21 protein-coding genes and 1 pseudogene are annotated in these 26664 nt (G+C 73.6%); 12 read left to right on the top strand and 10 right to left on the bottom strand.

The window, feature by feature from the left end:
* Positions 1-39: 39 nt before the first annotated feature.
* The 3 genes and pseudogenes from AC5K6T_RS06305 to AC5K6T_RS06295 form a co-directional block, all read left to right on the top strand.
* Positions 40-462 (top strand): annotated as a pseudogene (locus tag AC5K6T_RS06305) (RidA family protein); the annotation flags it as partial.
* A 39-nt stretch (positions 463-501) separates the two neighbouring features.
* Complete coding sequence (locus tag AC5K6T_RS06300; RefSeq protein WP_493207379.1) at positions 502-981, top strand: GNAT family N-acetyltransferase; 480 nt, start codon at positions 502-504, stop codon at positions 979-981.
* Between the two features lie 139 nt (positions 982-1120).
* Positions 1121-1684: an RNA-binding S4 domain-containing protein gene (locus AC5K6T_RS06295; RefSeq protein ID WP_493206369.1), complete on the top strand. Its 564-nt coding sequence runs from the start codon at positions 1121-1123 to the stop codon at positions 1682-1684.
* A gap of 89 nt (positions 1685-1773) precedes the next feature.
* Here AC5K6T_RS06295 and AC5K6T_RS06290 read toward each other — a convergent pair whose 3' ends face one another.
* The gene (locus AC5K6T_RS06290) at positions 1774-2250 is read right to left on the bottom strand and encodes a DoxX family protein (RefSeq protein WP_493206368.1); all 477 of its coding nucleotides are present in this window, start codon (positions 2248-2250) and stop codon (positions 1774-1776) included.
* Positions 2251-2824: 574 nt separating this feature from the next.
* Here AC5K6T_RS06290 and AC5K6T_RS06285 point away from each other — a divergent pair.
* On the top strand, positions 2825-3091 hold the full coding sequence (locus AC5K6T_RS06285) for a DUF6343 family protein (protein ID WP_493206367.1): 267 nt from the start codon (positions 2825-2827) through the stop codon (positions 3089-3091).
* Positions 3092-3109: 18 nt separating this feature from the next.
* Here AC5K6T_RS06285 and AC5K6T_RS06280 read toward each other — a convergent pair whose 3' ends face one another.
* The 4 genes from AC5K6T_RS06280 to rpsA form a co-directional block, all read right to left on the bottom strand.
* A complete protein-coding gene (locus tag AC5K6T_RS06280; protein WP_493206365.1) occupies positions 3110-3490 on the bottom strand; it encodes a tetratricopeptide repeat protein in 381 nt (126 codons plus the stop codon).
* 122 nt (positions 3491-3612) lie between these two features.
* Entirely contained in the window at positions 3613-4227 is a 615-nt protein-coding gene (gene coaE, locus AC5K6T_RS06275; protein ID WP_493206363.1) for a dephospho-CoA kinase, read from the bottom strand.
* A 262-nt stretch (positions 4228-4489) separates the two neighbouring features.
* Positions 4490-5428 carry a PAC2 family protein gene (locus tag AC5K6T_RS06270; protein ID WP_493206361.1) on the bottom strand — a complete coding sequence of 313 codons (939 nt, stop codon included), beginning with the start codon at positions 5426-5428 and terminating at the stop codon, positions 4490-4492.
* A 250-nt stretch (positions 5429-5678) separates the two neighbouring features.
* On the bottom strand, positions 5679-7172 hold the full coding sequence (gene rpsA / locus AC5K6T_RS06265) for a 30S ribosomal protein S1 (RefSeq protein ID WP_493206359.1): 1494 nt from the start codon (positions 7170-7172) through the stop codon (positions 5679-5681).
* A gap of 370 nt (positions 7173-7542) precedes the next feature.
* Between rpsA and AC5K6T_RS06260 the strand changes: the two genes are divergently transcribed.
* A complete protein-coding gene (locus AC5K6T_RS06260; RefSeq protein WP_493207377.1) occupies positions 7543-8463 on the top strand; it encodes a class I SAM-dependent methyltransferase in 921 nt (306 codons plus the stop codon).
* 353 nt (positions 8464-8816) lie between these two features.
* Positions 8817-11408: an ATP-dependent helicase HrpB gene (hrpB, locus tag AC5K6T_RS06255; protein ID WP_493206357.1), complete on the top strand. Its 2592-nt coding sequence runs from the start codon at positions 8817-8819 to the stop codon at positions 11406-11408.
* On the opposite strand, the gene pgfA is transcribed toward hrpB, so the two are convergent.
* From pgfA to AC5K6T_RS06240, 3 genes are all read right to left on the bottom strand, one after another.
* A complete protein-coding gene (pgfA, locus tag AC5K6T_RS06250; RefSeq protein ID WP_493206356.1) occupies positions 11398-12390 on the bottom strand; it encodes a cell envelope lipid trafficking protein PgfA in 993 nt (330 codons plus the stop codon). The genes hrpB and pgfA overlap by 11 nt on opposite strands.
* 20 nt (positions 12391-12410) lie before the next feature.
* Positions 12411-12545 carry an SPW_0924 family protein gene (locus AC5K6T_RS06245; RefSeq protein WP_493206354.1) on the bottom strand — a complete coding sequence of 45 codons (135 nt, stop codon included), beginning with the start codon at positions 12543-12545 and terminating at the stop codon, positions 12411-12413.
* Positions 12546-12723: 178 nt separating this feature from the next.
* A complete protein-coding gene (locus AC5K6T_RS06240; protein ID WP_493206352.1) occupies positions 12724-14679 on the bottom strand; it encodes a lytic transglycosylase domain-containing protein in 1956 nt (651 codons plus the stop codon).
* 382 nt (positions 14680-15061) lie between these two features.
* On the opposite strand from AC5K6T_RS06240, the gene AC5K6T_RS06235 reads away from it, so the two are divergent.
* On the top strand, positions 15062-15907 hold the full coding sequence (locus AC5K6T_RS06235; protein WP_493206350.1) for a DUF4184 family protein: 846 nt from the start codon (positions 15062-15064) through the stop codon (positions 15905-15907).
* On the opposite strand, the gene AC5K6T_RS06230 is transcribed toward AC5K6T_RS06235, so the two are convergent.
* Both AC5K6T_RS06230 and polA read right to left on the bottom strand, forming a co-directional pair.
* On the bottom strand, positions 15837-16247 hold the full coding sequence (locus tag AC5K6T_RS06230) for a hypothetical protein (RefSeq protein WP_493206349.1): 411 nt from the start codon (positions 16245-16247) through the stop codon (positions 15837-15839). The two genes, AC5K6T_RS06235 and AC5K6T_RS06230, sit on opposite strands and share 71 nt — an antisense overlap.
* Positions 16248-16686: 439 nt before the next feature.
* The gene (polA, locus tag AC5K6T_RS06225; protein ID WP_493206347.1) at positions 16687-19413 is read right to left on the bottom strand and encodes a DNA polymerase I; all 2727 of its coding nucleotides are present in this window, start codon (positions 19411-19413) and stop codon (positions 16687-16689) included.
* Positions 19414-19839: 426 nt separating this feature from the next.
* Between polA and AC5K6T_RS06220 the strand changes: the two genes are divergently transcribed.
* From AC5K6T_RS06220 to AC5K6T_RS06200, 5 genes are all read left to right on the top strand, one after another.
* Positions 19840-22119, top strand: a complete 2280-nt coding sequence (locus tag AC5K6T_RS06220; RefSeq protein ID WP_493206346.1) for an FdhF/YdeP family oxidoreductase — start codon at positions 19840-19842, stop codon at positions 22117-22119.
* Between the two features lie 52 nt (positions 22120-22171).
* Positions 22172-22669: a PaaI family thioesterase gene (locus AC5K6T_RS06215; RefSeq protein ID WP_493206345.1), complete on the top strand. Its 498-nt coding sequence runs from the start codon at positions 22172-22174 to the stop codon at positions 22667-22669.
* Positions 22670-23713: 1044 nt separating this feature from the next.
* A complete protein-coding gene (locus tag AC5K6T_RS06210; RefSeq protein WP_493206344.1) occupies positions 23714-24103 on the top strand; it encodes a hypothetical protein in 390 nt (129 codons plus the stop codon).
* A 277-nt stretch (positions 24104-24380) separates the two neighbouring features.
* Entirely contained in the window at positions 24381-25613 is a 1233-nt protein-coding gene (locus AC5K6T_RS06205) for a branched-chain amino acid ABC transporter substrate-binding protein (protein WP_493206342.1), read from the top strand.
* Positions 25614-25729: 116 nt separating this feature from the next.
* Entirely contained in the window at positions 25730-26662 is a 933-nt protein-coding gene (locus AC5K6T_RS06200; RefSeq protein WP_493206340.1) for a branched-chain amino acid ABC transporter permease, read from the top strand.
* The last annotated feature ends 2 nt before the right edge of the window (positions 26663-26664 follow it).

Below are 26664 nucleotides of genomic sequence, written 5' to 3'. Positions count from 1 at the left end.
ACGGCCGAAAAGCGGGTGCGCCCGGGGGAAGGAGCCCGGATGATCCAGGGATGCGCCGCCCGGCCGGTCCGCACCCGTGGCCGTCGGGCCGCGTCCGGTTCCCGCCCGCCTTGCCGAGGAGCAGCCCGCATGATCCGACGCGTCATCGCGCCCACCTTGTTCCCGCCGCCGGGCTACGCCCATGCGTCACTGGTCGAGGCCGGCACGAGGCTGGCATTCCTCGCCGGGGCGGTCCCGCTGGATGCCGAGGGCAGGCTCGTCGGGGCGGGCGATCCGGTACGGCAGGCGGAACAGGTGCTCGCGCAACTCGGCGAGCAGTTGCGTGCCGTCGGCAGCGACTTCGCGCATGTCGTCGCCACCGATGTGTACGTGGTGGGCACCGAGCCTGCGGTGCTGCACGCCGTGTGGGACGTCGTCGAGTCGTCCGGGCTGAGTACGGGCCCGCACGCGTCGACGCTGATCGGCGTGACCTGTCTCGGGTACACCGGACAGCTGGTGGAGATCACGGCCACGGCCGTCGTCCCCTCAGCCGAGGCGTCCGTCACCTTGCGGAGGGCGGCCGGTGCGGACGTGGAGGAGGTGGCCGAGGTCCATCTGCGGTCTTTCGCGGCGGCGCTGCCCACTGTGGTGCGCCCCCGCTCCGACGACGACGTGCGGGCGTACATCCGCGATGTGGTGGTGCCCCGGCGGGAGACATGGGTCGCGGAGTCCGGCGGCGCGGTGGTGGGGATGATGGTGCTCGACGGCGGACTCCTCTCCCAGTTGTACCTCCGGCCCGACTGGCGCGGGCGCGGTGTCGGCGACCGGTTCGTCGCTCTCGCCAAGGAGCGCGCCCCGGGCGGCCTGAGTCTGTGGACGTTCCAGGTCAACCGGCCCGCCCGGCGCTTCTACGAACGCCACGGCTTCCGCCCGGTGGAGTACACCGACGGCAGCGGCAACGAGGAGCGCGAGCCGGACGTGCGGTACGTGTGGCGGCCCTGAGGAACCCCGGCGGCCCCGCGGGCCAGGCGGGCCTGGCGGTCCCGCGGCGCGAGGCGGCCACCGCCCCGTCTCTCCGTGTGGCTCCCGCGGCGGGGATATTCGGTCAGGCCGGCCCGCTCGGCGGGCTAGGGTCGGAGACATGGCTTCCCAGGACGCGGACGACAAGCAGCAGGCCGGTGTCGGCGGTGGTGCCTCTCAGCCTGATCCGAGGGTCGCTGCCGCGGTCGCCGCGGCCGAGGCCGCCGGTCCCGCCGGCGGTGAGAGTGTGCGGGTGGACAGCTGGATCTGGTCCGTCCGGCTGGTCAAGACCCGGTCGATCGGTGCCACCGCCTGCAAGGGCGGCCATGTCAGGGTGAACGGCGAGCGGGTCAAGCCGGCGCACTCGCTGCGGGTGGGCGACGAGGTGCGCGTCCGGCACGAGGGCCGCGAGCGGATCGTCGTCGTGCGGCGTCTGATCCGCAAGCGGGTCGGGGCCCCGGCCGCCGTGCAGTGCTACGTGGACAACAGTCCGCCCCCGCCGCCCCGTGAGGCCGTCGCCCCGGCCGGGGTCCGTGACCGCGGCACGGGCCGTCCCACCAAGCGGGATCGCCGCGAACTGGAACGACTGCGCGGCCAGGGTGGCCTGGGCTTCCTCCCGGACGGCCGGTCACCCCGCGAGAGCGGTGGCCCTCGTCCCGGGCCGTCGGGCCCCGGCACGGGCTGAGGGCGCAGGTCACGCACGCACCGTGCCGGTGGCGGCTCGCGCACTTCCGTCGTGTCCGGGCCTCAGCCCGACGCGTCGCGCCGGGCCGGTCAGGCGTCCCGCCGCATCCACCGCAGCAGTGCCGTGGCCTGATCGCGGCGGACCCAGGCGATGAGGGCGAGCGGCACCATGAAGATCAGCGGGGCCGCCGCGTTCTCCCCGTCGAACACCGTCAGCTGGACGACGAACGCGCCGACCATCAGCCCGCTCAGCGCCAGGGCCGCCACCGATGCGAGGACGGGCACCAGCAGTGCGACGGCACCGGCCAGTTCCAGTACTCCGACGGTGTACATCCCGGCGCTGCCCCAGCCGATCTCGTCGAAGGCCTCGACCGCGGACGAGTGTCCGATGAGCTTGGGCAGCGCGCTGGCGATCGCGTAGAAGAGCGCGAGCGCGATCTGAAGTCCGCGCAGCGCGAGCCGTGCGCGCCGGCCCCGTGTGCTCGGGGACTCGGGGACGCTCGTGCCCCGGGCGGCGGCTCCGGCGGCACCGGCGGGGGCGGGGGCGGGGACGTTGGCCTCGGACATGCCGTTCTCCTCTGGACGAGACGCTGTGGTGCTGTCATGGGGGTAGACCCGCGCGCCTGCCCGAACTCATCGCTCTCCAGCGCCTTTTCCGCGCCGCGCCGCACCGCTCGGGTCCGCCGGACGCCGGGGGTGCCCGCAGTCGGCTCGGAACTGCCGTGTGTCTCTCGCTTCGTCTGCCTCATGCTCGTTGAACGGCCCGCGTCCGCACGGCCGTTCCCCACCCGCACACCTTCACTCCTTCGTGTGAACGCCGCCCGGGCGAGCCGTCGGACACGGCGCAGGACGACGCCTCCGAGCCCCGGCCCCATGGCCGTCGCTCCCTCAGGCCATCAGGCCCCCCTCCCTCAGGCTCCACCCCGAATCCCGAAGCCCGGACCGTGGTTCGCCGACCGCGGTTCGCCGACCGCGGTTCGCCGAGTGCGAGCCCCGGACCGCGAGCCCCGGACCGCGAGCCCGCACCCGGCTCCGAACGCAGGCCTCGGGCCGCGCCGGACGCCCCCGCCCGCTCGGCGGCGTCCGTGCCTTGGCGAACGCGCGAGGCGGAGGTACGTTGCCCTCAGGAGTGACGACGACGATGCGTACGGGCAGTGAACCGGCGACCGCGCGCAGTGCGCTGCGGATGCGGTTCTGGCTGAGCCTGTGGGGTGTGTCCTGGGCGGTGTTCGGGACGGCCGCGTTCGCTCTGGTCGGCCGGACCGGTTGGGCGGTCGCCTGCGGGGTGCTGTGGCTGGTGGCGACCGTGGACCTGGTCGTCGTGATCCGCCACATCCGGCAGGGCCCGCACTACCAGCCGGGTCCCGGCGTCCCGCCGTATCAGCCGCCCCGGGGCAGCAGTCCGTGAGCGGCGGTCACCTGGCGGTCACGTGTCGAAGCCGGCCGCTCTGACGAAGCGGGGGTTCGGGTCGAGGGCGGCCGCCAGGCGGAAGTGGCGCTTGGCGGCATCGGGCCGTCCCTGGCGTTCGTAGGTCCGGGCGAGCGCGAAGTGGGCGAAGGCGTTGTCGGGTTCGCGCTCCAGGACGATCGTGAACTCGGACTCGGCGGAGCGCAGTCGCGCCGCCGCGAAGAAGGCGCGGGCCCGCAGCAGCCGGGCCGCGGTGTTCTCCGGATGATCGGCGATGACCCGGTCGAGCAGTTTCACCGCGCCGCCCGGGTCCCGGGCGGCGAGCAGTTGTTCGGCGGCGCGGAAGTCGATGACATGCGTCTCCGGAGTACGTCCGGTCGAACCGCTGGTCTCGGGCACGGCACAGTCCTTCCCACGCTGGAACACGGCAACGCCCGCGACGGCCTGAACGATTCCCCGCCCTCTCCTCCGCCCGGCCGCGACGGGCTCCCCGGGACGCCCGGCCGGCCCCGTCGGACGTGTCAGGAGTGGCCCGCGCGGCCGCGGGCACGCTCCGCGAGGCTCTCCCACACCTCGTGTACCCGGCGGCGCAGCTCGGGAAGCGGCACGTCGTTGTCGATGACGATGTCGGCGATCTCCCGGCGCTGCTCGCGGGTGGCCTGCGCGGCCATGCGTGCGCGTGCGTCCTGCTCGGTCATGCCGCGCAGGCGGACCAGCCGGTCGAGCTGTGTCTCGGGGGCCGTGTCGACGACGAGGACCAGGTCGTACAGCGGCGCCAGGCCGTTCTCGGTGAGCAGGGGCACGTCGTGCACGACGACGGCGTCGTCGGGAGCGGCCGCCTCCAGTTCACGGGAGCGTGCCCCGACCAGGGGGTGGACGATGGAGTTGAGCAGGGTCAGCTTGCCGGGGTCGTTGAAGACGATCGAGCCCAGTGCGGGCCGGTCCAGACCGCCGTCCTCGGCGAGGACCCCCTCGCCGAAGGCGTCGACGACGGCCGTGAGACCGGGCGTTCCGGGCTCGACGACCTCGCGCGCGATCCGGTCCGCGTCGATCAGTACGGCGCCGCACTCCACGAGCAGCCGCGACACCTCGCTCTTGCCGGCGCCGATGCCGCCGGTCAGGCCCACTGTCAGCATGGGCCGAGCTTATGACCCGCCGGGGACGGCCCACCCGGCGGGACCCGGCAGGTGGCCGGGACCCGCGTCGCCCCCGGTGCGGAGCCCGAGACAGGGCGGGCGGCTCGGCGACGGTGCGGGCGGCGGCACACGTGCGGCACGCACCCTGCTCACCGCGCCCTCGGGCGGTCGCACGTCCCGGACCGCCGCGAGCACCCGCACGCCCCGAGCGCCCGCACGTGACGGGGCTGGTCCGCGCGGGTGTCCCGCGGACCGGCCGGGGTCAGCCGTCGCCCTCCCGCTCCGCGAGGAACCGCTCGAACTCGCGGCCGATCTCGTCCGCGGACGGGATGTCGGCCGGTTCGGCGAGCATGTTGCCACGGGTGTCGGCGCCCGCGACGGCGTCGTACTGGTGCTCAAGTCCCTGGACGAGCGCGGTGAGTTCTTCGTCGCCCTCCCGGATCTGCCGGTCGATCTCGGTCTGGGTGCGCTGGGCGTCCGCCCGCAGCGCGTGCGCGATGCCCGGCAGGACGAGTCCGGTGGCTCCCGTGACGGCCTCCAGGACGGTGAGGGCCGCGTCGGGGTAGGTGGAGCGGGCGATGTAGTGGGGGACGTGGGCGGCGACACCGAGGACGTCGCGGCCGGCCTCCATGAGGCGGTATTCGACGAGCGACTCGGCGCTGCCGGGGACCTGGGCCTCGTCGAAGGGGCTGCGATGGCCGGGAACCAGCTCGGTGCGGTTGCCGTGCGGGGTGAGGCCGACCGGACGGGTGTGCGGCACACCCATCGGAATGCCGTGGAAGTTCACGGACAGGCGCACGCCGAGCCGCTCCACGATCTGCCCCACGGCGGCGGCGAAACGCTCCCACTCGACGTCCGGTTCGGGCCCGGACAGCAGCAGGAAGGGTGCCCCGGTGGCGTCCTGGACGACCCGTACGACGATGCCGGGCTCGTCGTAGGCGGCCCAGCGGTCGCGCCGGAAGGTGAGCAGCGGGCGGCGGGCCCGGTAGTCGACCAGCCGGTCGTGGTCGAACCGTGCGACGACCTGGTGCGGCAGCGCGTCGAGAAGCCGCTCGACGATCTGGTCGCCGGTCTCGCCCGCGTCGATGTATCCGTCGAAGTGGTAGAGCATGACCAGGCCTGCGGACTCCTGCGCGAGCGCCGTGTCGACGACCGCCAGACCCTTCGGCTCCCATGTGTACAAACCCTGCGGATCAAGCACAGTGACCGCTCCTCCTCGTGTCCGTAGGGAACAACGAGGGATCGCGTCCGCGCATTCCCGCGATCATGAGGGCAGCGGCCCGCGCCCGGGCGGCGCAGGAAGGGCGGCTCGCGTCAGGCAGGGGGCGGCGGTACGGCGCGCCGTCGCCCCTGGTGACGACCGAGGGGCCGCACCCCGGAACCCGGAAGGTGCGGCCCCTCGGACCATGGCTCTACGCCTCAGAGGCTGGGAACGTCCCGCGGAGGGAGGTTCAGCTCTGGCCGCCGGCCAGCTTCTCCCGCAGCGCGGCAAGGGCCTCGTCCGACGCCAGGGCGCCGGAGTTGTCGCCGCCCTCGGAGGAGTACGACCCACCGCCGGTCGCGGCCGGAGCGGCGGCCTCGCCACCCTCGGCGGCGGCAGCGGCGTCCGCCTCGCGGGACTTGATGACCTGCTGCTGGTGCTGCTCGAAGCGGGTCTGCGCCTCGGCGTACTGGCGCTCCCACTCCTCGCGCTGCTTCTCGTAGCCCTCGAGCCAGTCGTTGGTCTCGGGGTCGAAGCCCTCGGGGTAGATGTAGTTGCCCTGGTCGTCGTAGGACGCGGCCATGCCGTACAGGGTCGGGTCGAACTCGACCGCGGCCGGGTCGGCACCGAAGGACTCGTTGGCCTGCTTCAGCGAGAGGCTGATGCGGCGACGCTCGAGGTCGATGTCGATGACCTTGACGAAGATCTCGTCGTTGACCTGGACGACCTGCTCCGGGATCTCCACGTGGCGCTCGGCCAGCTCGGAGATGTGGACCAGACCCTCGATGCCCTCGTCGACGCGGACGAACGCACCGAACGGAACCAGCTTCGTGACCTTGCCGGGCACGACCTGGCCGATCTGGTGGGTGCGGGCGAACTGCTGCCACGGGTCTTCCTGGGTCGCCTTCAGCGACAGGGAGACGCGCTCGCGGTCCATGTCGACGTCGAGGACCTCGACGGTGACCTCCTGGCCGACCTCGACGACCTCGGAGGGGTGGTCGATGTGCTTCCAGGACAGCTCCGAGACGTGGACCAGGCCGTCGACGCCACCCAGGTCCACGAAGGCACCGAAGTTGACGATCGAGGAGACGACGCCGGACCGCACCTGGCCCTTCTGGAGGGTGGTGAGGAACGTCTGGCGGACCTCGGACTGGGTCTGCTCGAGCCAGGCGCGGCGGGACAGGACCACGTTGTTGCGGTTCTTGTCCAGCTCGATGATCTTGGCCTCGAGCTCCTTGCCGACGTACGGCTGCAGGTCGCGGACACGGCGCATCTCGACCAGGGAGGCCGGAAGGAAGCCGCGGAGGCCGATGTCGAGGATGAGACCACCCTTGACGACCTCGATGACGGTACCGGTGACGATGCCGTCCTCTTCCTTGATCTTCTCGATGGTGCCCCAGGCACGCTCGTACTGGGCGCGCTTCTTCGAGAGGATCAGGCGGCCTTCCTTGTCCTCCTTCTGGAGGACCAGGGCCTCGATCTCGTCGCCGACGGCGACGACCTCGTTCGGGTCGACGTCGTGCTTGATCGAGAGTTCGCGGCTCGGGATGACACCTTCGGTCTTGTAACCGATGTCGAGCAGGACCTCGTCCCGGTCGACCTTCACGATGACGCCGTCGACGATGTCGCCGTCGTTGAAGTACTTGATCGTCTCGTCGATCGCGGCGAGGAAGGCTTCCTCGTTACCGATGTCGTTGACCGCTACCTGCGGGGTGGTGGCGGTGGTCTCGGTGCTGCTCGTCATGTGGGAAAGGGCTCCGGTACGGACATTGAAGTCGTAGGTACTGCTACGCCGGAGCCCGTTTCGCTCTGCAGAAGCCGGACAGCCTAGGAAGCGCCCCACCTGGTGAGAAACCCGTGGCACACCTCGACAACCGAGGGGACATACAACAGATGCGAGCGCAGCCTGCTACGTCTGAGGTGCGCAGGCCCGCAGCGCAACTTGTAGCATACGGGGGCAGCCGGGCAGGGTCAATGCGCGAAGGCGCACACCCGGGGCGGATCGCCGCATTCCCGGCACACATTCCTTCTTCTGAGGCCACGTGACCCTCGGAGCGCCCCTCGGGTGACACCTCCGGGGACGGGCTGGACGGAAGAGTACGACGAGGGAGCCGATCATCCAAGAGCCCGTATCCTCCGAATCCGCCGCCCGGCAGCCGGCCCCGCCCACCGGCGTACCGACCGGCGCATCCCCCGGCGAGTCCGCCGGGCGGTCCGCCTTCGGGTCCGCCACCGGCCCCGCCGCCGAGCCGGAGGCGACCCGGCGGGCGGCCGGCACCGCCGAGAGCTCCCGCGCCAACCGCGGCTGGTGGGACCGGAACGCCGACGAGTACCAGGTCGAGCACGGCACGTTCCTCGGCGACGACCGCTTCGTGTGGGGGCCCGAGGGCCTCGACGAGGTGGAGGCCGAACTGCTGGGCCCGGCCGGGCGGCTGGCCGGCCTGGACGTGCTGGAGATCGGGGCGGGCGCGGCGCAGTGCTCGCGCTGGCTGGCCGGACAGGGGGCCCGGCCGGTCGCCCTGGACCTGTCCCACCGCCAGCTCCAGCACGCCCTGCGCATCGGTGGAACGTTCCCTCTGGTGTGTGGCGACGCCGGCGCCCTGCCCCTCGCGGACGCCTCGTTCGACCTGGCGTGCTCGGCCTACGGGGCCCTGCCGTTCGTCGCGGACCCGGTGCAGGTGCTGCGCGAGGTGCACCGGGTGCTGCGCCCCGGCGGCCGTCTCGTCTTCTCGGTGACCCACCCGCTCCGCTGGGCGTTCCCCGACGAGCCGGGCGCGGAGGGGCTCGCCGTGTCCGGCTCGTACTTCGACCGCACGCCCTACGTGGAGCAGGACGAGGAGGGCCGCGCGGTGTACGTGGAGCACCACAGGACGCTCGGCGACCGTGTGCGGGACGTCGTCGCGGCGGGGTTCCGGCTGGTCGACCTGGTGGAGCCGGAGTGGCCGGAGTGGAACACCTCCGAGTGGGGCGGCTGGTCGCCGCTGCGCGGCCGGCTGATCCCCGGCACGGCGATCTTCGTGTGCGAGCGGGACTGAGCCGGACCCGGCAGGACCCGGCAGGACCCGGCAGCCCCGGGCAGAACCGGGCGGCACCGGGTGCAGCGGGCGGCACCGGGCAGAACCGGGCGGAACCGGGTGCAGCGGGCGACCGGGCGGCACGCGGCGAGGAGGGCGGGCCGGTCGGACGACGTCGGACGGACGGCGCCCCTGGGCACCCTCGGCCGGGCGCGGCGACCGGGCCGGTCACCCACGCCCGGCCGGCTGCTCGGCTGCTCGACTGGTCGACTGGTCGGCTGCTCGGCTGGTCGGCTGCTCGACTGGTCGGCTGGTCGGCTGGTCGGCTGGTCGGCTGATCGACTGAGCGCGCGTGGGCGTACGACACTGTTCGGGTGATCCGTGACGAAGCCCTGGACGCCCTGCCCGTACGAGCGGTCCTGCCCGAGCTGGACGCCGCCCTGGGCGGGGGCGGCACCGCCGTGCTGGTGGCTCCGCCCGGCACGGGCAAGACGACGCTGACGCCGCTCGCGCTGGCCGGGCTGGTGGGCGGTGGTCCCGCACGCCGCGTGCTGGTCGCCGAACCCCGGCGGATCGCCGCCCGCGCGGCCGCCCGGCGGATGGCCTGGCTGCTGGGCGAGAAGACGGGCGGGAGCATCGGCTACACGGTGCGCGGCGAGCGGGCCGTGGGCCGCCGCACGCGCGTGGAGGTCGTCACCACGGGGGTGCTGCTGCAGCGGCTCCAGCGCGACCAGGAGCTGCCCGGCGTGGACGCGGTGGTCCTCGACGAGTGCCACGAGCGGCACCTGGACGCGGACACCGCGGCGGCGTTCCTGTGGGACGTGCGGGAGACCCTGCGGCCCGGACTGCGACTGGTGGCGGCGTCCGCGACGACCGACGCGGAGGGCTGGGCCCGCCTGCTGGGGGACGCCCCGGTGGTGACGGCGCACGGGGTCGCGCATCCGGTGGAGGTGGTCTGGGCGCCTCCCCCGCGCGCGGTGCGGCCGCCGCACGGCATGCGGGTCGACCCGGCGCTGCTGGCGCACGTGGCGTCGACGGTGCGGCGGGCGCTGGCCGAGCGGGACGGGGACGTGCTGTGCTTCCTGCCCGGGGTCGGTGAGATCGCGCGGGTCGCCGGACACCTCGGCGATCTGGGCGGATACGGGCCTATCGAGGTGCTCCAGGTGCACGGCCGGGCGCCGGCCGCCGTACAGGACGCGGTGCTCGCGCCCGGCGCGCGGCGGCGGGTGGTGCTGGCCACCGCGGTGGCGGAGTCGTCGCTGACGGTGCCCGGGGTGCGGGTCGTCGTCGATGCGGGACTGGCGCGTGAGCCGCGGGTGGATCACGCGCGCGGGCTGAGCGCGCTGACGACGGTGCGGGCCTCCCGGGCGGCGGGCCGGCAGCGGGCGGGCCGTGCGGGGCGGGAGGCACCGGGGGCGGTGTACCGCTGCTGGGCCGAGGCCGAGGACGCACGGCTGCCGCGGTTCCCCTCCCCTGAGATCAGGGTGGCCGATCTGACGGCGTTCGCGCTGCAGGCGGCCTGCTGGGGCGATCCGGACGCGTCCGGGCTGGCGCTGCTCGACGCCCCTCCCGCGGGGGCGATGGCGGCGGCGCGGGAGGCGCTGGCCGCGGTCGGGGCGGTGGATGCCGCCGGGAGGGCGACGGACCGGGGCCGGGTGCTGACCCGGCTCGGTCTGCACCCGCGCCTGGGGCGGGCCCTGCTGGACACCTCCGGTGCGGGCGCGGAGGTGCTGGCGCTGCTGTCGGAGGAGGCGCCCCGGGAGTACGGCGACGACCTCGCGGCGGCCCGGCGGGCGGCACTGCACGGCGGTGAGGGGTACGCGGCACGGTGGCGCGCCGAGGTCCGGCGGCTTCGGGGGGCGGCCCAGGAGGCGTCCGCGGCGCGGGAGACGGCCGGGGCACCGGATACGTCAGCAAACCCCGGGGCGTCCGGGGAGACGCCGGGTGAGGGCCGGGGCGGCGGCTTCGCGGGCCCGGCGGGGGACACGTCCGGCGGGGACCGGATCGCCGGGCTGGTCGCGGCGCTCGCCTTTCCCGAGCGGATCGCCAGGCTCGACGGCGGGTCGTACCTCATGGCCTCCGGGACGCGTGCCGAGCTGAGCGACGGCTCCTCGCTGCGCGGCCGGCCCTGGCTGGCGGTCGCCGTGGCCGACCGTCCCGTGGGCCGGGGGCACGCGCGCGTACGGCTGGCCGCCGCGGTCGACGAGGATCTCGCCCGGTCCGCCGCCGGCTCCCTGCTGGAGACCCGCGAGGAGGTCCACTGGGCGGACGGGGACGTCGTCGCGCGCCGGGTGGAGCGGCTGGGGGCGATCGAGCTCGCGGTGCGGCCGCTGCGGGAGGCGGACCCCGCCCTGGTCCGCGAGGCCCTGCTGGCCGGGCTGCGGCAGGAGGGCTTCGGGATGCTGCGCTGGTCCGCCGAGGCCGGGGCGCTGCGGCAGCGGCTGGCGTTTGTGCGGGTGCACCTGGGCGAGCCGTGGCCGGACGTCTCGGACGCGGGGCTCCACGCGCGCGTGGACGAGTGGCTGGAGCCGGAGCTCGGCCGGGCCCGCCGCCGTGCGGACCTGGCCCGGGTGGACGCCGGCGAGGCGCTGGGCAGGCTGCTGCCCTGGGCCTCGGGGGAGGCGGCGCGGCTGGCGGAGCTGGCGCCGGAGCGCATCACCGTACCGAGCGGGTCCAGGATCCGGGTCGACTACGGCGATCCGGAGCGGCCGGTGCTGGCGGTGAAGCTGCAGGAGATGTTCGGGGCCCGCCAGTCGCCGACGCTCGCCGGGGTGCCGGTGGTGGTGCATCTGCTGTCGCCGGCCGGGCGGCCCGCCGCGGTGACGGCTGATCTGGCCTCGTTCTGGGACAACGGCTATCCCGGGGTGCGGGCGGAGCTGCGCGGCCGCTATCCGAAGCACCCCTGGCCCGAGGACCCGGCCACGGCGGAGCCGACCCGCCGCACCAACGCGGCGCTCAGGCGCTGACCGGTCCGGCGGCCGGAACCGCGGAGCGGGCCGGGCGGGCCGGCCGCCTGCCCCGGGCCTCCGTCCCGAGGGCGAGGGCGAGGAGCAGGACGGACAGCGCCAGGAAGGCGCGCGGCAGGTGGGTGGTGAGCGCCAGGACCTGGGCGCGGTGGGAGGCGACCAGGTCGACGGTGTGCCGGGTGTAGTCCTCGCGCATCTTCACGTGCCCGGCGAAGGCCGTCACCTTGTCGCGGTCCCCGAGCAGGCTGCCCCCGCGCAGTTCCTCCCGGTGGTTCTCCTCGCCGTAGACGGGGGCGCCGGTGACGGGTTCGACCCAGAACCTGCGGACGGTGGTGTACCAGCGGGTGGTCCCGGTGGCGGCGACGGACTCGCGGGTGAGTCCCTCGACCGGCATGGTCCTGGGCAACGCGACCCGGGTCCAGGGCACGGTCTGCTCGAAGTAGTAGACCTCCAGGCCGCGGAAGTCGCGGGTGCCCCGGTAGTGGATGGGTGCGGAGGTGCGGGTCTGGGCGTCGAAGTAGTCGTAGTCCCGTTTCTCGGTCAGGAAGGGCCACTTGAACTCGATGCCCTCTCTCCTGACCGCGTCGCCGTCGACGGACTCGCCGGTGGCGTGGACGGGCTCCTGGGTGTGGGCGTCGAAGATGTAGCGCTCGGGGAGGCTGGAGACCATGCGGCCGTCGGGGCCCTGGACGTAGGAGAGCGTGTCCCAGACGACGACGTCCCGGCCCGCGGTGCGTTCGATGCGTTCGGAGGCCGCCACGTCGCCCTTGAGGGTCTGGACGATGGTCACCCGGGGGACGGTGCGGGGCTGCATGGTGCCGTAGTCGAGGAGGGTGGCGTCCGTCGCCTCCAGGACCACGGCCTGGTACTGGTTCGCCGGGACCTTGGCGAGCCGGGGGAAGGCGTACCAGCGCAGCAGCGGGGCGAGCGCCGCGAAGAACACGGCGAGGGCGAGCAGGACCAGTGCGGGCATGCGGCGCATCACGGCCTCCCTCGGGGCGGTCAGGGGTGGGCGGGGACCGTCGTCAGCAGCGGTTCGGGCGAGGTGCCGCCGGTGCGCGAGCCGAGCGCCACGAAGGCGAGGACGAGGGCGCAGGCGAGGGCGAGCCCGGTCGCGGCGGCGATCAGAGCGCGCATACGGGGCCTCCCGTCGGGAAGGGCGGCATTTCTCTGACCTGCCGTCAGATCTCGGCACGGTAGCAACGGGTGCTTGAGATGAGAAGTACGGCGCATGCAGGGCGTGGGCGGGGACGACGGGGCACGCACGGGGGCGCCCCCGCCGTGGTCCGGCGGGGGCGCCCCTGGTGGATGCCTGTTACGCGGAGGGAGACGCCGACGGCGTGGCCGTGGCGCCGGGCGTCCCGGTCGCCGACGGCTCGGTGGTCGGGGTCGGGGTCGGCGTGGGGGTGGGCGTGCGGGTGGGCGTAGGCGTGGGGGTCGGCGTCGGCGTCGACGGGTCAGGGGTGGGTGTCGACGGGTCGGGAGTGGGCGTCGGCGGGTCGGGAGTGGGCTTCGGTGACGGAGCCGCCTCCACCGAGAGTTCGAGGGTGAGCGCGGCGCCGCCCGTGGTGGTGATGCGCAGCAGGTACGTGCCTGCGGTGCCGCCCGCGTACAGCTGCGGCAGCACGAGTACGCCGTCCGTGCCGGTCCTCAGGTCCGTGAGCGTGCGTACGGCGGCGCCGGCGTCGTCCTTGAAGTAGGGGCCCTTGTCGTTCTCGCTGAGGTCGTCGGCCGACGTGACGAGCGTGACGGTCGCGGCGACGCCGCGCGCCACGGCGTCCCGGTACGTCGCCCGGATCCGCACCTGCTCGGCGAACTCGCCGTCGAGCGGGGACGTGAGGGCGTCCTTCCCGACGCGGGTGAGGGTGTCGGCACGGCGTGCGGTGACCACGGCGGTGTAGTCGAGGCCGTTGACCGCACGGCCGACCACGGTGGCCCGGACGGTGAAGGCGCCGGTCCGCTGCCCCGCGCGCAGCGCAGGCGCGACCGCGACGCCGGAGCCGTCGGTGAGGACCGTGGCGACGCTCTCGCCGCCGGTGAAGACGGCGTCGGTGTCTCCGGTGACGGTGAATCGGATGCGGACCTTGCCGACGGCCTCGCCGGACCGGGTCTCCGCGCGGGTGCTGATCCGCTGTGTGAACGCGTCGCCCGTGGCCGCGGTGAGCTGGGCGGTGCCCGCGTCCCGCAGGTGGTGCACGGTGTCGGTGGGCGTGCTCGGCTCGGTGGGCGGCGGGCTCGGCGGGGTGGGAGCCGGGGTCGGCGTTCCGCCGCCCGGCGTACCGTCCGTGGCGCCTCCCGTGCCGCCCCCCTGGGTGCTTCCCGGGGTACTTCCCGGGGTACTTCCCGGGGTGCTTCCCGGGGTGCTTCCCGGGGTGTTCGGAGAGGGCGACGGCGTGGACGGGGCGGGCGTCGGCCGAGCGGGCGGCGACGTGTCGCTGCGGTTGCCGGGCAGCGCACCCGTGCCGTCGGGGATCTCGTGGGTCCCCCTGCGGTAGTACTCCAGCCACGACAGGACCGTGTCGAGGTAGGCCGTGGAGTTGTTGTAGCTGAGGATCGCGCGGCGCAGGTCGCCCTCGCGCGCGAGGTCCCAGCCGAAGCGGCACAGGTAGTGCGCGGCGGCGAGCGCGGCGTCGTAGACGTTGTTGGGGTCCTTCCGGCCGTCGCCGTTGCCGTCCCGGCCCGCCCAGGCCCAGGTGGAGGGGATGAACTGCATCGGGCCCACGGCCTGGTCGTAGGTCGCGTTGCCGTCGTACGCGCCGCCGTCGGTGTCCTTGATGAGCGCGAAGCCGTTGCCGTCGAGCTGCGGGCCGTAGATCGGGGCGAGGGTGGTGCCGCCGGCGTCGACCCGGCCGCCGCGCGCCTGCCCGGACTCGACCTTGCCGATGGCGGCGAGGAGTTGCCAGGGCAGGTTGCAGCCGGGCTTGGCGGTGCTCAGTTCGGCGGCGGCCCGCTTGTAGGCGTCCAGGACGGTCGCGGGTATGCCGGCCTCGGCCGCTGCCGCGGCGGCGGCCGGGGCCGTCATCGACGTCGCCGTGGGAGCGGGTGCGGGGCTGTTCAGCGGCGGGAGGTCCGTGTAGTACGGCGAGTTGCCGGTGGCGCCGGTGGCGGTGTCCGCCTCGGCCGTGCTCTGGGAGTCGGTGGTGGGTCTTCCGCCGTCGCCCTGGACCGTCGCCCCCGGGGCCTGGGACGCGGACAGTGCCGCCACCGCCAACGCGGCCGCGGCGGTCGCCGCCGCGCCCTTGCACAGCCGCCTGCCGAATTGCGCCGCCATGAAGTGACCCTCCCGCGGACGCCTGAACGTCCGACTCCGTTTCCTGCCCTCGCCCTGATGTGACCGTCGAAACCCGGGGTCGGTTGCCTGCGCGCCGGATATCGGCGCTTTGTGCGTTCGCGCCGCCGCGTCGACCGCCCGACCAGTCACTCCGTCCGGCCGGCCGGCCGCACCGGCGTACTGCTCACGCGACCCTACGACAACTTCGGCACGCCGGGGACTCCTTCGCGCGCCGTCTTCACCGTTTGGCCACGCGGCGTTGGCCGATGGCCGGGGCGGAAGGGGGAACGCGCCGCCCACGCCCTTCGCGCATACTGAACGACACCGGCCGGAGGGGCTGTCGCGCCCGCATCCGGGCCACCGCCGCCCGTGGAGAGACCACTTGCCGTTCACCCTGAGCCATGCCGCGGCGGCACTGCCCGCCCTGCGTACCGACGGATCAGCTCGCGGCCGGCTGGTGCCCGCCGTCCTCGTCGCCGGTACGTTCTCACCCGACCTGACCTACTACGCGGCGAGTGTCCGTCCCGGGGCGATGGAACTCGGCGACGTGACGCACTCGTTCGCCGGGGTCTTCACCGTCGATGTGCTGCTCTCCTGGGCTCTCGTCGGTCTGTGGCTGGTGGTGCGGGAGCCGCTGGTGGCCCTGCTGCCCCGGCATCGCGTGCACCGGGCGGCGGCTCTGCTGCGCTGCGGGGCGCCCCGGGCGCGGGTGCGTGCCTCGACGGCGGTGCGGTGGTACGTCTCCGCGGCCCTCGGTGCGCTGACGCACGTGGTGTGGGACGCGTTCACCCATCTCGACCGGTGGGGCATGCGGTGGTTCCCGGTGCTCGGCCGGGAGGTCGCCGGGTCACCGCTGTACTGGTACCTGCAGTACGGGGGTTCGGCGGTCGCCGGCGTGGTCCTCGTCGTGTTCGCGGCGGTCGCCCTGCGGCGGGCTCCGGCGGACGCGCCGGCCGGGGTGCCGGTGCTGTCCGCGCAGGACCGGTGGCGGGCCGGCGTACTGGTGGGCGGCTGCGTGCTGGTCGCCACGGTCCTGCGGGTGTCGCGCCGGGCGGCGCACCAGCCGGTCTGGGCCCGACCGTGGGAGGTGGTTCCGACGGTGTGCTTCGGGGCGGGCGCGGGCCTGCTGGCCGGCGTGCTGCTCTTCGCGGTGGCGGTCAGGGTGTGGCGCCCGGCTCCGGCTCCGGACCGGACCAGCAGGGAGTCGAGCCGGGCGGCGGTCCGCTGAGGGCGGGGACGGCCGCGACGAAGACGGTCAGCGTGCCCGCGGGACGGGTGCGGGGCAGCAGGGTGAGGAGCAGTGCGAGGTAGCCGCGGGCCTGGTCGGCCCAGAGCCGCCAGGCGGCCGTGCCGTCGGCCGTGCGGCCCGGTGCGCCGGGGGTGCGGAGCCGGCCCAGTGGCCCGAGGGCCCGGCACCGGCCGAGTGTGCGGCTCGCGTCGGCGGTGGCCCGGCGCAGCACCTCCGCCGGGCCGGGGACGGTACGGGCGGTGCTTGCGCCGGCCGCGAAGGCCGGGACCGGCGCGAGCGGCGGTCGGGCCGGCCGGCGGTTGAGCATGCGTATACCCATGCCCGCATCCTGACGGGCATCGGCCCGGCCCTGCTGTTTCGCGGGGGCCACGCGGGTGACGGCGCTCCGGGGGCGGTGGGTCTGCCGCGGCCGTGCCCGGACGCCCGGCTGACGGACACCGCTCGCGCCGGGAACCCTGCCCCGGGGTGGGGCGCCGGGCTGTGCCCGCGCCCGGGTGCCCAGGGCCTGCCGCGGACCGCGGCGGGCTCCGGGCCGTGGTCCCCGCGGTCCTCCCCGGGGCAGGGGTGCCGCGCATCCCGTCAGGGGCGCCCGGACGTGACGCGCCCGGGCGGCGGACCGGCCGGACCGCACACGCCCGGACAGCCGCCCGCGCTCGTGCCGTGGTACGGCGTCGGTCGGCCGCGGCGTCGCGGCCGGTCGCACGGCTCCCCGCGCCCCTTCAGGCGCTACCGGACCACGGTGGAGGCCGCCGGCCTGTTCAGTGGGCCGCGGATTCCCAGTCCGGCCCCACGCCCACCGAGACGTCCAGCGGGGCGCGCAGCTGGACGGCGCCCGCCATCTCGCGACGGACGATCTCCTCGACGGCGGCGCGCTCGCCGGGGGCGATCTCCAGCACGATCTCGTCGTGCACCTGCAGGAGCATCCGGGACTCCGAAGAGGCCTCGCGGAGCGCGCGGTCCACCTGCAGCATGGCGATCTTGACGATGTCGGCCGCCGTGCCCTGGATCGGCGCGTTCAGCGCCATCCGCTCGGCCGCCTCGCGGCGCTGGCGGTTGTCGCTGTTGAGGTCGGGCAGATAGCGGCGGCGGCCGAACAGCGTGGCCGTGTAGCCCGTGGCCCGCGCCTCGTCGACGACCCGGCGCAGATAGTCGCGCACCCCGCCGAAGCGCTCGAAGTACGTGTCCATCAGGGCGCGCGCCTCGGCGGCCTCGATGTTCAGCTGCTGGGACAGGCCGAAGGCGGACAGACCGTACGCCAGGCCGTACGACATCGCCTTGATCTTCCGGCGCATCTCGGCGTCCACCGCGGAGCGCTCGACGGCGAACACCTGGGAGGCCACGGTGGTGTGCAGGTCCTCACCAGAGGTGAAGGCCTCGATCAGGCCGGCGTCCTCGGACAGGTGGGCCATCACGCGCAGCTCGATCTGGCTGTAGTCCGCCGTCATCAGGGACTCGAAGCCCTCCCCGACCACGAAGCCGCGGCGGATCGCCCGGCCCTCGTCGGTGCGCACGGGGATGTTCTGCAGGTTCGGGTCCGTGGACGACAGGCGGCCGGTCGCGGCGACCGTCTGGTTGAACGTGGTGTGGATCCGGCCGTCCGCCGCGATCGTCTTGATCAGTCCCTCGACCGTGACGCGCAGCTTGGCCTGCTCCCGGTGCCGCAGCATGATCACCGGCAGCTCGTTGTCGGTCTGGCCGGCGAGCCAGGCCAGGGCGTCGGCGTCGGTGGTGTAGCCGGTCTTGGTCCTCTTCGTCCTGGGCAGGCCCAGTTCGGCGAAGAGCACCTCCTGGAGCTGTTTGGGCGAGCCCAGGTTGAACTCGTGTCCGGCCGCGGCGTGCGCCTCCTTCACCGCCTGCTGCACGGCGCCCGCGAACATCTGCTCCATGGCCTCCAGGTGGGCGCGGTCGGCCGCGATGCCGTGCCGCTCCATCCGGGCGAGCAGGGCCGAGGTCGGCAGCTCCATGCCGCCCAGCAGCTCCGCGGCGCCCACGTCCTCCAGCCGGTCCTCGAAGGCGGCACCGAGGTCCAGGACCGCGCGGGCCTGGATCATCAGTGCCTCGGCCTCCGCGCCCTCGTCCGCGCCGAAGGCCAGCTGTCCGTCGGCCGCGGCGCCCGGGGCCAGCTCCCGGCCGAGGTACTCCAGGGACAGCGCGTCCAGATCGAAGGAGCGCCGGCCCGGCTTGACGAGGTAGGCGGCCAGCGCGGTGTCCATGCCGACCCCGGCCACGCTCCAGCCGTGCTCGGCGAAGACGCGCATCACGCCCTTGGCGTTGTGCAGCGTCTTGGGCCGGGCCTCGTCGGCGAGCCACGCCGTCCAGGCCCGGTCGTCGGCCTCGTCCAGCTCGGACGGGTCGAACCAGGCGGCGGCCCCGTCGGGCGCGGCCAGCGCGATCTCGGCGACCGACCCGGCGCCCAGCGCCCAGGTGTCGACGGTGGCCACGCCGAGCGCTCCGGCGCCGTGCTCGGCGAGCCAGCCGGCCAGCTCGCCGGTGCCGAGCACGGAGCCGTCCAGCTCGACGCCCTCCGCGACGACCGGCGCGGCCTCGGCCTCCTCCGCGCCCGGGTCGACCGCCAGCAGGCGCTCACGCAGCGAGGGGTTCCTGATCTCCAGGGTGTCGAGGACCGTCGCGACGCCCTTGCGGTCGTACGGCGCGCGTGCGAGGTCACCGACCGCCTTGGGCAGCTCGACGGTGCGCACCATCTCGGTGAGCCGGCGGTTGAGCTTGACGGACTCCAGGTGGTCGCGCAGGTTCTGTCCGGCCTTGCCCTTGACCTCGTCCACGCGCTCGACCAGGTCCGCGAACGAGCCGAACTGGTTGATCCACTTGGCGGCGGTCTTCTCGCCGACGCCGGGGATGCCGGGAAGGTTGTCGGAGGGGTCGCCGCGCAGGGCCGCGAAGTCGGGGTACTGCGCGGGCGTCAGCCCGTACTTCTCGAACACCTTCTCCGGGGTGAAGCGGGTCAGCTCGGAGACGCCCTTGGTCGGATACAGCACCGTGGTGTGCTCGGTCACCAGCTGGAAGGAGTCGCGGTCGCCGGTGACGATCAGCACCTCGAAGCCCTCGGCCTCGGCCTGCGTGGCGAGCGTGGCGATGACGTCGTCCGCCTCGTACCCGTCGACCGCGAAGCGCGAGACGTGCATCGCGTCCAGGAGCTCGCCGATCAGCTCGACCTGGCCCCTGAACTCGTCGGGGGTCTTGGAGCGGTTCGCCTTGTACTCGGTGAACTCCTCCGAGCGCCACGTCCTGCGGGACACGTCGAAGGCCACCGCGAAGTGCGTGGGCGCTTCGTCACGCAGGGTGTTGGCCAGCATCGACGCGAAGCCGTAGATCGCGTTCGTCGGCTGGCCGGTCGCGGTGGTGAAGTTCTCCGCGGGCAGCGCGAAGAACGCGCGGTAGGCCAGCGAGTGCCCGTCCATGAGCATGAGCCGCGGACGGTCGCCGCCGGAGGTCTTGTCGGTCTTCTTCGGTGCTGTCTCTGCCACGCCCCCGATCCTGCCACGCCCCACTGACACCCGGCCCCACGCCCGGCCCCGCGCCCGGTCCCGCGCCCGGTCCCGCGCCGCCCCCGGTTCCCGCCCACGCCGTGCCCGCCACCGGTTCCCGCCAGCGGTCCGGTACGCCCGTGCCGCCCAGCGGTCCCGTGCGCCCGAAGCCGTACGCCGCCGCTGTACGCCGCCGCCGTACACCCGTGCCGTACGCGGGCCCCGTACGCCCGTGCCGTACCGCGTTCCCGTGCGCGGTGTCCGTTCACCGTCTCCGGGCGGCGCGCCCGTCCACACCCCGGGCGCCGTGCCCGTGCGGCGCTCCGCGGGGCGTGTCCCCGCGCCGCTCCCGTGCGGCGTCCTCGCCCGCGGCGCGTGCGAGGATCGGACACGTCCCTCACCCTCGCAGTCGAAGGAGAGCGTGCGATGGCGACGAAGCCGCCCACCGCCGATCCGGTCCAGGACGCGCCGCAGGTCGCGGAGCCGCAGCACGCGGCGGCGGGGCTCCCGGCCATCGGGCACACCCTGCGGGCCGCCCAGCGGCAGATGGGCGCCAAGCGGACCGCGCTCACCCTGCTGCGGGTGAACCAGAAGGACGGCTTCGACTGTCCGGGCTGCGCCTGGCCCGAGCCGGACCACCGGCACACGATGGAGTTCTGCGAGAACGGCGCGAAGGCGGTCGCCGAGGAGGCCACGCTGCGCCGGGTCACCCCCGAGTTCTTCGCCGCGCACCCGGTGGCCGACCTGGCGTCCCGCAGCGGCTACTGGCTCGGCCAGCAGGGCCGGCTCACCCACCCCGTGTACCTGCCCGAGGGCGCGGAGCACTACGAGCCGGTCTCCTGGGAGCGCGCCTTCGACATCGTCGCGGAGGAGATCGCCGCGCTCTCCTCCCCCAACGAGGCCGTCTTCTACACCTCGGGCCGCACCAGCAACGAGGCGGCCTTCCTCTACCAGCTCTTCGCGCGCGAACTCGGCACCAACAACCTGCCCGACTGCTCCAACATGTGCCACGAGTCGTCCGGCTCGGCGCTCGGCGAGACCATCGGCGTCGGCAAGGGCAGCGTCCTGCTGGAGGACCTCCATCAGGCCGACCTGATCGTGGTGGCCGGGCAGAACCCCGGCACCAACCATCCGCGCATGCTCTCCGCCCTGGAGCGGGCGAAGGCGAACGGCGCGCGCGTCATCACCGTCAACCCGCTGCCCGAGGCGGGCCTGGAGCGCTTCAAGAACCCGCAGACCGTCAAGGGCCTGGCCCGGGGTGCCGCGCTCACCGACCTGTTCCTGCAGATCCGCATCGGCGGCGACCAGGCCCTCTTCCGCCTCCTGAACCGACTCGTCCTGGAGACGGACGGCGCGGTCGACGAGGCCTTCGTACGCGAGCACACCCATGGCTTCGAGGAGTTCGCCGAGGCCGCCCGCGCCGCCGACTGGGACGAGACGCTCACGGCCACCGGCCTCACCCGCGCGCAGATCGAGGAAGCCCTCGGCATGGTCCTCGCGGCCGAACGGATCGTCGTGTGCTGGGCCATGGGCCTGACCCAGCACAAGCACGCGGTGCCGACCATCCGGGAGGTGGTCAACTTCCTGCTGCTGCGGGGCAACATCGGGCGCCCCGGGGCAGGCGTGTGCCCGGTGCGCGGCCACTCCAACGTGCAGGGCGACCGCACCATGGGCATCTTCGAGCGGCCGGCGCCCGCGTTCCTGGACGCCCTGGAGAAGGAGTTCGGGTTCGCGCCGCCGCGCGAGCACGGCTACGACGTCGTCCGCGCCATCCAGGCGCTGCGCGACGGCGAGGCGAAGGTCTTCTTCGCCATGGGCGGCAACTTCGTGGCCGCCTCCCCCGACACCGACGTCACCGAGGCGGCCGTTCGGCGCGCGCGGCTGACCGTGCACGTGTCGACCAAGCTGAACCGCTCGCACGCCGTCACGGGGGCGCGCGCCCTGATCCTGCCGACGCTGGGCCGCACCGAACGCGACGTCCAGGCCGGCGGCGAGCAGTTCGTCACCGTCGAGGACTCGATGGGCATGGTGCACGCCTCACGGGGCCGGCTGGAGCCCGCGAGCCGCCACCTGCTGTCGGAGCCGGCGATCGTGTGCCGGCTGGCGCGCAGGGTGCTGGGCGAGCGGTCGCGCACTCCCTGGGAGGAGTTCGAGCGGGACTACGCGGCCGTCCGCGACCGCATCGCGCGCGTGGTTCCCGGATTCGAGGACTTCAACGCGCGCGTGGCCCGCCCCGGCGGCTTCACGCTGCCGCACGCCCCGCGCGACGAACGGCGCTTCCCCACCGCCACCGGCAGGGCGAACTTCACCGCCGCCCCGGTGGAGTTCCCCGCGCTGCCCGAGGGCCGGCTGCTGCTGCAGACGCTGCGCTCGCACGACCAGTACAACACCACGATCTACGGCCTGGACGACCGCTACCGGGGCATCCGCAACGGCCGACGGGTGGTCCTGGTCAACCCGGAGGACGCGGGCGCCCTCGGTCTCGCCGACGGCACGTACGTGGACCTGGTCGGCGAGTGGAAGGACGGCGTGGAGCGCCGCGCGCCGGGCTTCCGGGTGGTGCACTACCCGACCGCGCGGGGCTGCGCGGCCGCCTACTATCCCGAGACCAACGTCCTGGTGCCCCTGGACGCGACCGCGGACACCAGCAACACCCCGGCCAGCAAGTCCGTGGTGGTCCGTCTGGAACAATCGGCGGCCGACTGAGCGTTTGCTCAGTCGAGAGCGACGCACTGACCGAACGAACGGAGCCGGGCCCATGGGCGAGCAGCAGCACGTGAAGTTCCCGCAGGAAGTCATCGACGAGTACGCGGCCCTCGGTGTCGACCTGCCCGCCCTGTTCTCCGCGGGCCACCTGGGCCTGCGGATGGGCGTCCAGATCGTGGAGGCGTCCGCCGAGCGGGTCGTCGGCACGATGCCGGTCGAGGGCAACACACAGCCGTACGGCCTGCTGCACGGGGGTGCCTCCGCGGTGCTGGCGGAGACCCTCGGGTCGGTCGGCTCGATGCTGCACGGGGGCGTCTCGAAGATCGCCGTGGGTGTCGACCTCAACTGCACCCATCACCGCGGCGTGCGCTCCGGCCTGGTCACGGGCGTGGCCACGCCCGTGCACCGGGGCCGGTCCACGGCCACGTACGAGATCGTGATCAGCGACGAGGAGGGGCGGCGGGTGTGCAGTGCGCGGCTGACCTGTCTGCTGCGCGACGCCGGCCCCCAGGCCCCCCAGGACGCCGAGCGGGCGGGCTCCGCCGGCTGAGGCGTCTCCGCGGCCGCACCCACGGGCCCCGCCCCTGCCGGGCGCCCGAAGCCTATTGGGCCTCCCGGGCCTTCCGGGTTCCCGACCTCCCGGGTTCCCGACCTCCCGGGTTCCCGGCCCTCTGGCTCCCCGGCCTTCAGGGTTCCCGGCCCTCGGGCTCCCCGGCCTTCAGGGTTCCCGGCCCTCGGGCTCCCCGGCCCTGCGGACCTCCCGGCGGGCGCCGGCCACCCCGCGTCCGGTGGTCGGCCGCAGCGCCGTCGCGGCGGGTCGCGCAGTGGCCCGCGCCCCTTCGAGGGCGCTGCCGGACCGCAGCGGACTCCGCCCGGCCCGCCCGGGCCGGGCGAAGCCGGCAGCGCGGGCCCGACACCGCCGGTTCCGGGGCCGGTCGACTCCGTGTCCCCCGGCCCCGAGCGCGGTTGATCCCGTACGCGCGGGGCCTTACCGTCGGGACATGAGTACGGGAGGGCACCTCTCGTGGGGGCACCGGCCTCGGACGACGGCCGGCACGGCGGCGGCCTGCACGGCGGCGGCCTGCACGGCGGCGGCCGATGCCGCGGCCCCCCGCGCGGCCCGCCACGAGGCGCCCGCTGCACGGGAGTCGACCTTGCCTCAGCCGCCGTACCGCGGCACGGGAATGCCGACCGGCCGGCGGCTCCCCGTCGGCGCCGGCAGTCCCGTCGGCGGCTCCGGGGCCGGTCCCGCCACATCCCGCGCCGCCGGCCGCCCCCGCCCGCCGCACCTCGTCGGCGTCGGCGTCGTCGTCGGCGGCGGCAACCCGGCCCGGGGACAACGGAGTTGAGCGGCATCGGCCCGGTGGAGCCGGGCGCGGGAACCCATGAGCACGACCCGCTGGAGGCACGCGCCGGCCGAGCGGGCGGGCCGGGGCGCCGCCCTCCGCGCCCCCTGCGCCCGCCGAGCCCCCGCAGGCGCCGGGCCGTGCTCGCGGGGACGGCCGCCGGGGCCCTGCTCGCCGCGGGCGGGGTGCTCCACGCGACGCGGCCGAAGCCACCCCCCGAGGCCCCTCCGCCCTACCCGTCGCAGGCGGTGGACGTCGGCTACCTCGGCCCCGCCCCCGCCGGCACCCCGGGGGGCGACGGCTTCCGCTTCCTGCTCTCCCTGACCGCGCTGACCGGCCCGCCGATCACGGTGACACGGATATCGCAGCCGTACGCCGGCCTTTCGCTGACCGCGATTCCCCGCCCCCCGTTCCGGACGAGGACCGGAATCCCCCACAAGATCGTCATCACGCTGCACGTCACGGAATGCGGGAAAGTGCCACGGAACGCCGGACTCCCTTTCCTGGACGTAACTCTGCGTAATGTGCGTGCAATGCAAACGCACAGTTTCATCCTCGGCACCCCGTATGCGCGAGACCTCTCGGAGGCGCTGCAGGTAGCCTGCAGCAACGAGTTCGCGACATCACCAAAACGCTAGAACACTACTGAACGCAACCGAGTCCACCCTGCGCGTCTCACGATGCAGACTGCGCGAATCGGCCAGAATTCCGCGCTTCCCCCCGGCAAGTACCGCTCTGCATTACGACGTGTCATAACAAGAGCGTCACAGCCTTCGTCAGACTCTCCTCGATGTTCCCCACCCGCGCTTAGAGTCACGGCCAGTCACCGCGCCACCGGAATCGAAGTCTCTTCGGCCCCAGCGCTCGACTCGGCCACTCCTACCGGGGAGGGCCGCGCCAGGGAAAGGACTGATCGTGCGTCAACGTTCGCTCATCGCCATGACCGCCGCTCTGGCGGCGGGAGCGCTCACCCTCACCGCCTGCGGCTCGCGCGACGACGACGGCGGCTCCGACAACGGCGGCTCGGGCACCACCAAGGTCGTCATCGGTATCGACGCCCCGCTCACGGGTGACCTGTCCGCGCTCGGTCTCGGCATCAAGAACTCCGTGGACCTCGCCGCCAAGACCGCCAACAAGGAGAAGTTCGTCGAGGGTGTGACCTTCGAGGTCCAGGCCCTGGACGACCAGGCCCAGCCGTCCTCGGGCCAGCAGAACGCCACCAAGTTCGTCGCCAACAAGGACGTCCTGGGCGTCGTCGGCCCGCTGAACTCCTCCGTCGCCGAGTCCATGCAGAAGGTCTTCGACGACGCCAAGCTCGTCCAGGTCTCCCCCGCCAACACCAACCCGGCCCTCACCCAGGGACCGGACTGGCAGAAGGAGCAGTCGCGCCCGTACAAGTCGTACTTCCGCACCGCGACCACGGACGCCATCCAGGGCCCGTTCGCCGCGCAGTACGTCTACAACGACGCCAAGAAGAGCAAGGTCTTCGTCATCGACGACAAGAAGACCTACGGCGCCGGCCTCGCGGCCACCTTCTCCGCGGAGTTCAAGAACCTCGGCGGCAAGATCGTGGGCACCGAGCACATCGACCCCGAGACCAAGGACTTCTCGGCGGTCGCCACCAAGGTCAAGAGCAGCGGCGCGGACGTCGTCTACTACGGCGGCGAGTACCCGCAGGCCGGCCCGCTCAGCAAGCAGATCAAGGCCGCGGGCGCCAAGATCCCGCTGGTCGGCGGCGACGGCATCTACAGCGCCGACTTCATCTCGCTGGCCGGTTCCTCCGGCACCGGCGACCTCTCCACCTCGGTCGGCGCGCCGGTCGAGCAGCTGCCCTCCGCCAAGGAGTTCATCGCGAACTACGACGCGGCCGGCTACAAGGAGGACTACGAGGCGTACGGCGGCTACTCCTACGACTCGGCCTGGGCGATCATCGAGGCCGTGAAGCAGGTCGTCGAGGCCAACGACGGCAAGCTCCCCGAGGACGCCCGCGCCAAGGTCACGGAGGCCATGCAGAACGTCTCCTTCGACGGAGTGACCGGAACGGTCTCCTTCGACGAGTTCGGTGACGCGACCAACAAGCAGCTCACCGTCTACTCGGTCGAGGGCGGCGACTGGAAGTCGGTCAAGTCCGGCACCTACACCGGCTGACCTCTTCACCCGCACACCCCCCTGAGCCGCGCGGGGCGCTGCACCACTGGCGCCCCGCGCGGACTCGCATCCGGTCACATCCGTCGATTCATCCGAAACGTCTCGGAGGACATGCGGTGAACGAACTGCCGCAGCAGCTGGTCAACGGCCTGCTCCTAGGATCCATGTACGGGCTGATCGCCATCGGCTACACAATGGTCTATGGCATTGTCCAGCTCATCAACTTCGCCCATGGCGAGATCTTCATGATGGGCGGCTTCGGAGCCCTCACTGTCTACCTCTACGTGCTGCCCGACGGCACGTCCATGTGGGTGGCTCTCCCCCTGATGATCGTCGGCGGCGTCATCGTCGCCGTTCTCGTCGCCATGGGAGCGGAACGATTCGCCTACCGCCCCCTCCGCGGCGGCCCCCGCCTCGCCCCGCTCATCACCGCCATCGGCCTCTCCCTCGCTCTCCAGCAGGCCGTGTGGGCCTGGTACCCCGACGCGCGCTCCGCGATCACCTTCCCGCAGATCGACGGCGGGCCCTTCGAGATCGGCAGCGTCACCATCCAGACCGGCGACGTGTTCCTGCTGCTCGCCGCCCCGCTCAGCATGGCGGTCCTCGCCTACTTCGTGATGAAGACCCGCACCGGCCGCGGCATGCAGGCCACCGCGCAGGACCCCGACACCGCCAAGCTCATGGGTATCAACACCGACCGCATCATCGTGGTCGCGTTCGCCCTCGGCGCGGCGTTCGCCGCCGTGGGAGCCGTCGCGTACGGCCTGAAGTACGGCGAGGTCCAGTTCCGCATGGGCTTCATCCTCGGCCTGAAGGCCTTCACCGCGGCCGTCCTCGGCGGCATCGGCAACATCTACGGTGCCATGCTCGGCGGTCTCGTCCTCGGTGTGGCGGAAGCCCTGTCGACGGCCTACATCTCGGACATCCCCGGCATGGAGCAGTTCGGCAGCCAGTCCTGGGCGAACGTCTGGGCCTTCGTACTCCTCATCCTCGTACTGCTGGTCAGGCCCCAGGGTCTGCTCGGCGAGCGCGTCTCGGACAGGGCGTGAGA

It is taken from the genome of Streptomyces sp. B8-7 (assembly GCF_058833805.1).
This window is presented reverse-complemented; position numbering and strand designations above follow the sequence as displayed.

What these genes read in the sequence shown, in the direction of transcription:
- AC5K6T_RS06295 (WP_493206369.1), top strand. Translation starts at nt 1,121, where the DNA reads ATGGCTTCCCAGGACGCGGACGACAAGCAGCAGGCCGGTGTCGGCGGT.
- AC5K6T_RS06290 (WP_493206368.1), bottom strand. Translation starts at nt 2,250, where the DNA reads ATGTCCGAGGCCAACGTCCCCGCCCCCGCCCCCGCCGGTGCCGCCGGA.
- AC5K6T_RS06285 (WP_493206367.1), top strand. Translation starts at nt 2,825, where the DNA reads ATGCGTACGGGCAGTGAACCGGCGACCGCGCGCAGTGCGCTGCGGATG.
- coaE (WP_493206363.1), bottom strand. Translation starts at nt 4,227, where the DNA reads ATGCTGACAGTGGGCCTGACCGGCGGCATCGGCGCCGGCAAGAGCGAG.
- rpsA (WP_493206359.1), bottom strand. Translation starts at nt 7,172, where the DNA reads ATGACGAGCAGCACCGAGACCACCGCCACCACCCCGCAGGTAGCGGTC.
- pgfA (WP_493206356.1), bottom strand. Translation starts at nt 12,390, where the DNA reads ATGCGCCGCATGCCCGCACTGGTCCTGCTCGCCCTCGCCGTGTTCTTC.
- AC5K6T_RS06245 (WP_493206354.1), bottom strand. Translation starts at nt 12,545, where the DNA reads ATGCGCGCTCTGATCGCCGCCGCGACCGGGCTCGCCCTCGCCTGCGCC.
- AC5K6T_RS06240 (WP_493206352.1), bottom strand. Translation starts at nt 14,679, where the DNA reads ATGGCGGCGCAATTCGGCAGGCGGCTGTGCAAGGGCGCGGCGGCGACC.
- AC5K6T_RS06230 (WP_493206349.1), bottom strand. Translation starts at nt 16,247, where the DNA reads ATGGGTATACGCATGCTCAACCGCCGGCCGGCCCGACCGCCGCTCGCG.
- AC5K6T_RS06220 (WP_493206346.1), top strand. Translation starts at nt 19,840, where the DNA reads ATGGCGACGAAGCCGCCCACCGCCGATCCGGTCCAGGACGCGCCGCAG.
- AC5K6T_RS06215 (WP_493206345.1), top strand. Translation starts at nt 22,172, where the DNA reads ATGGGCGAGCAGCAGCACGTGAAGTTCCCGCAGGAAGTCATCGACGAG.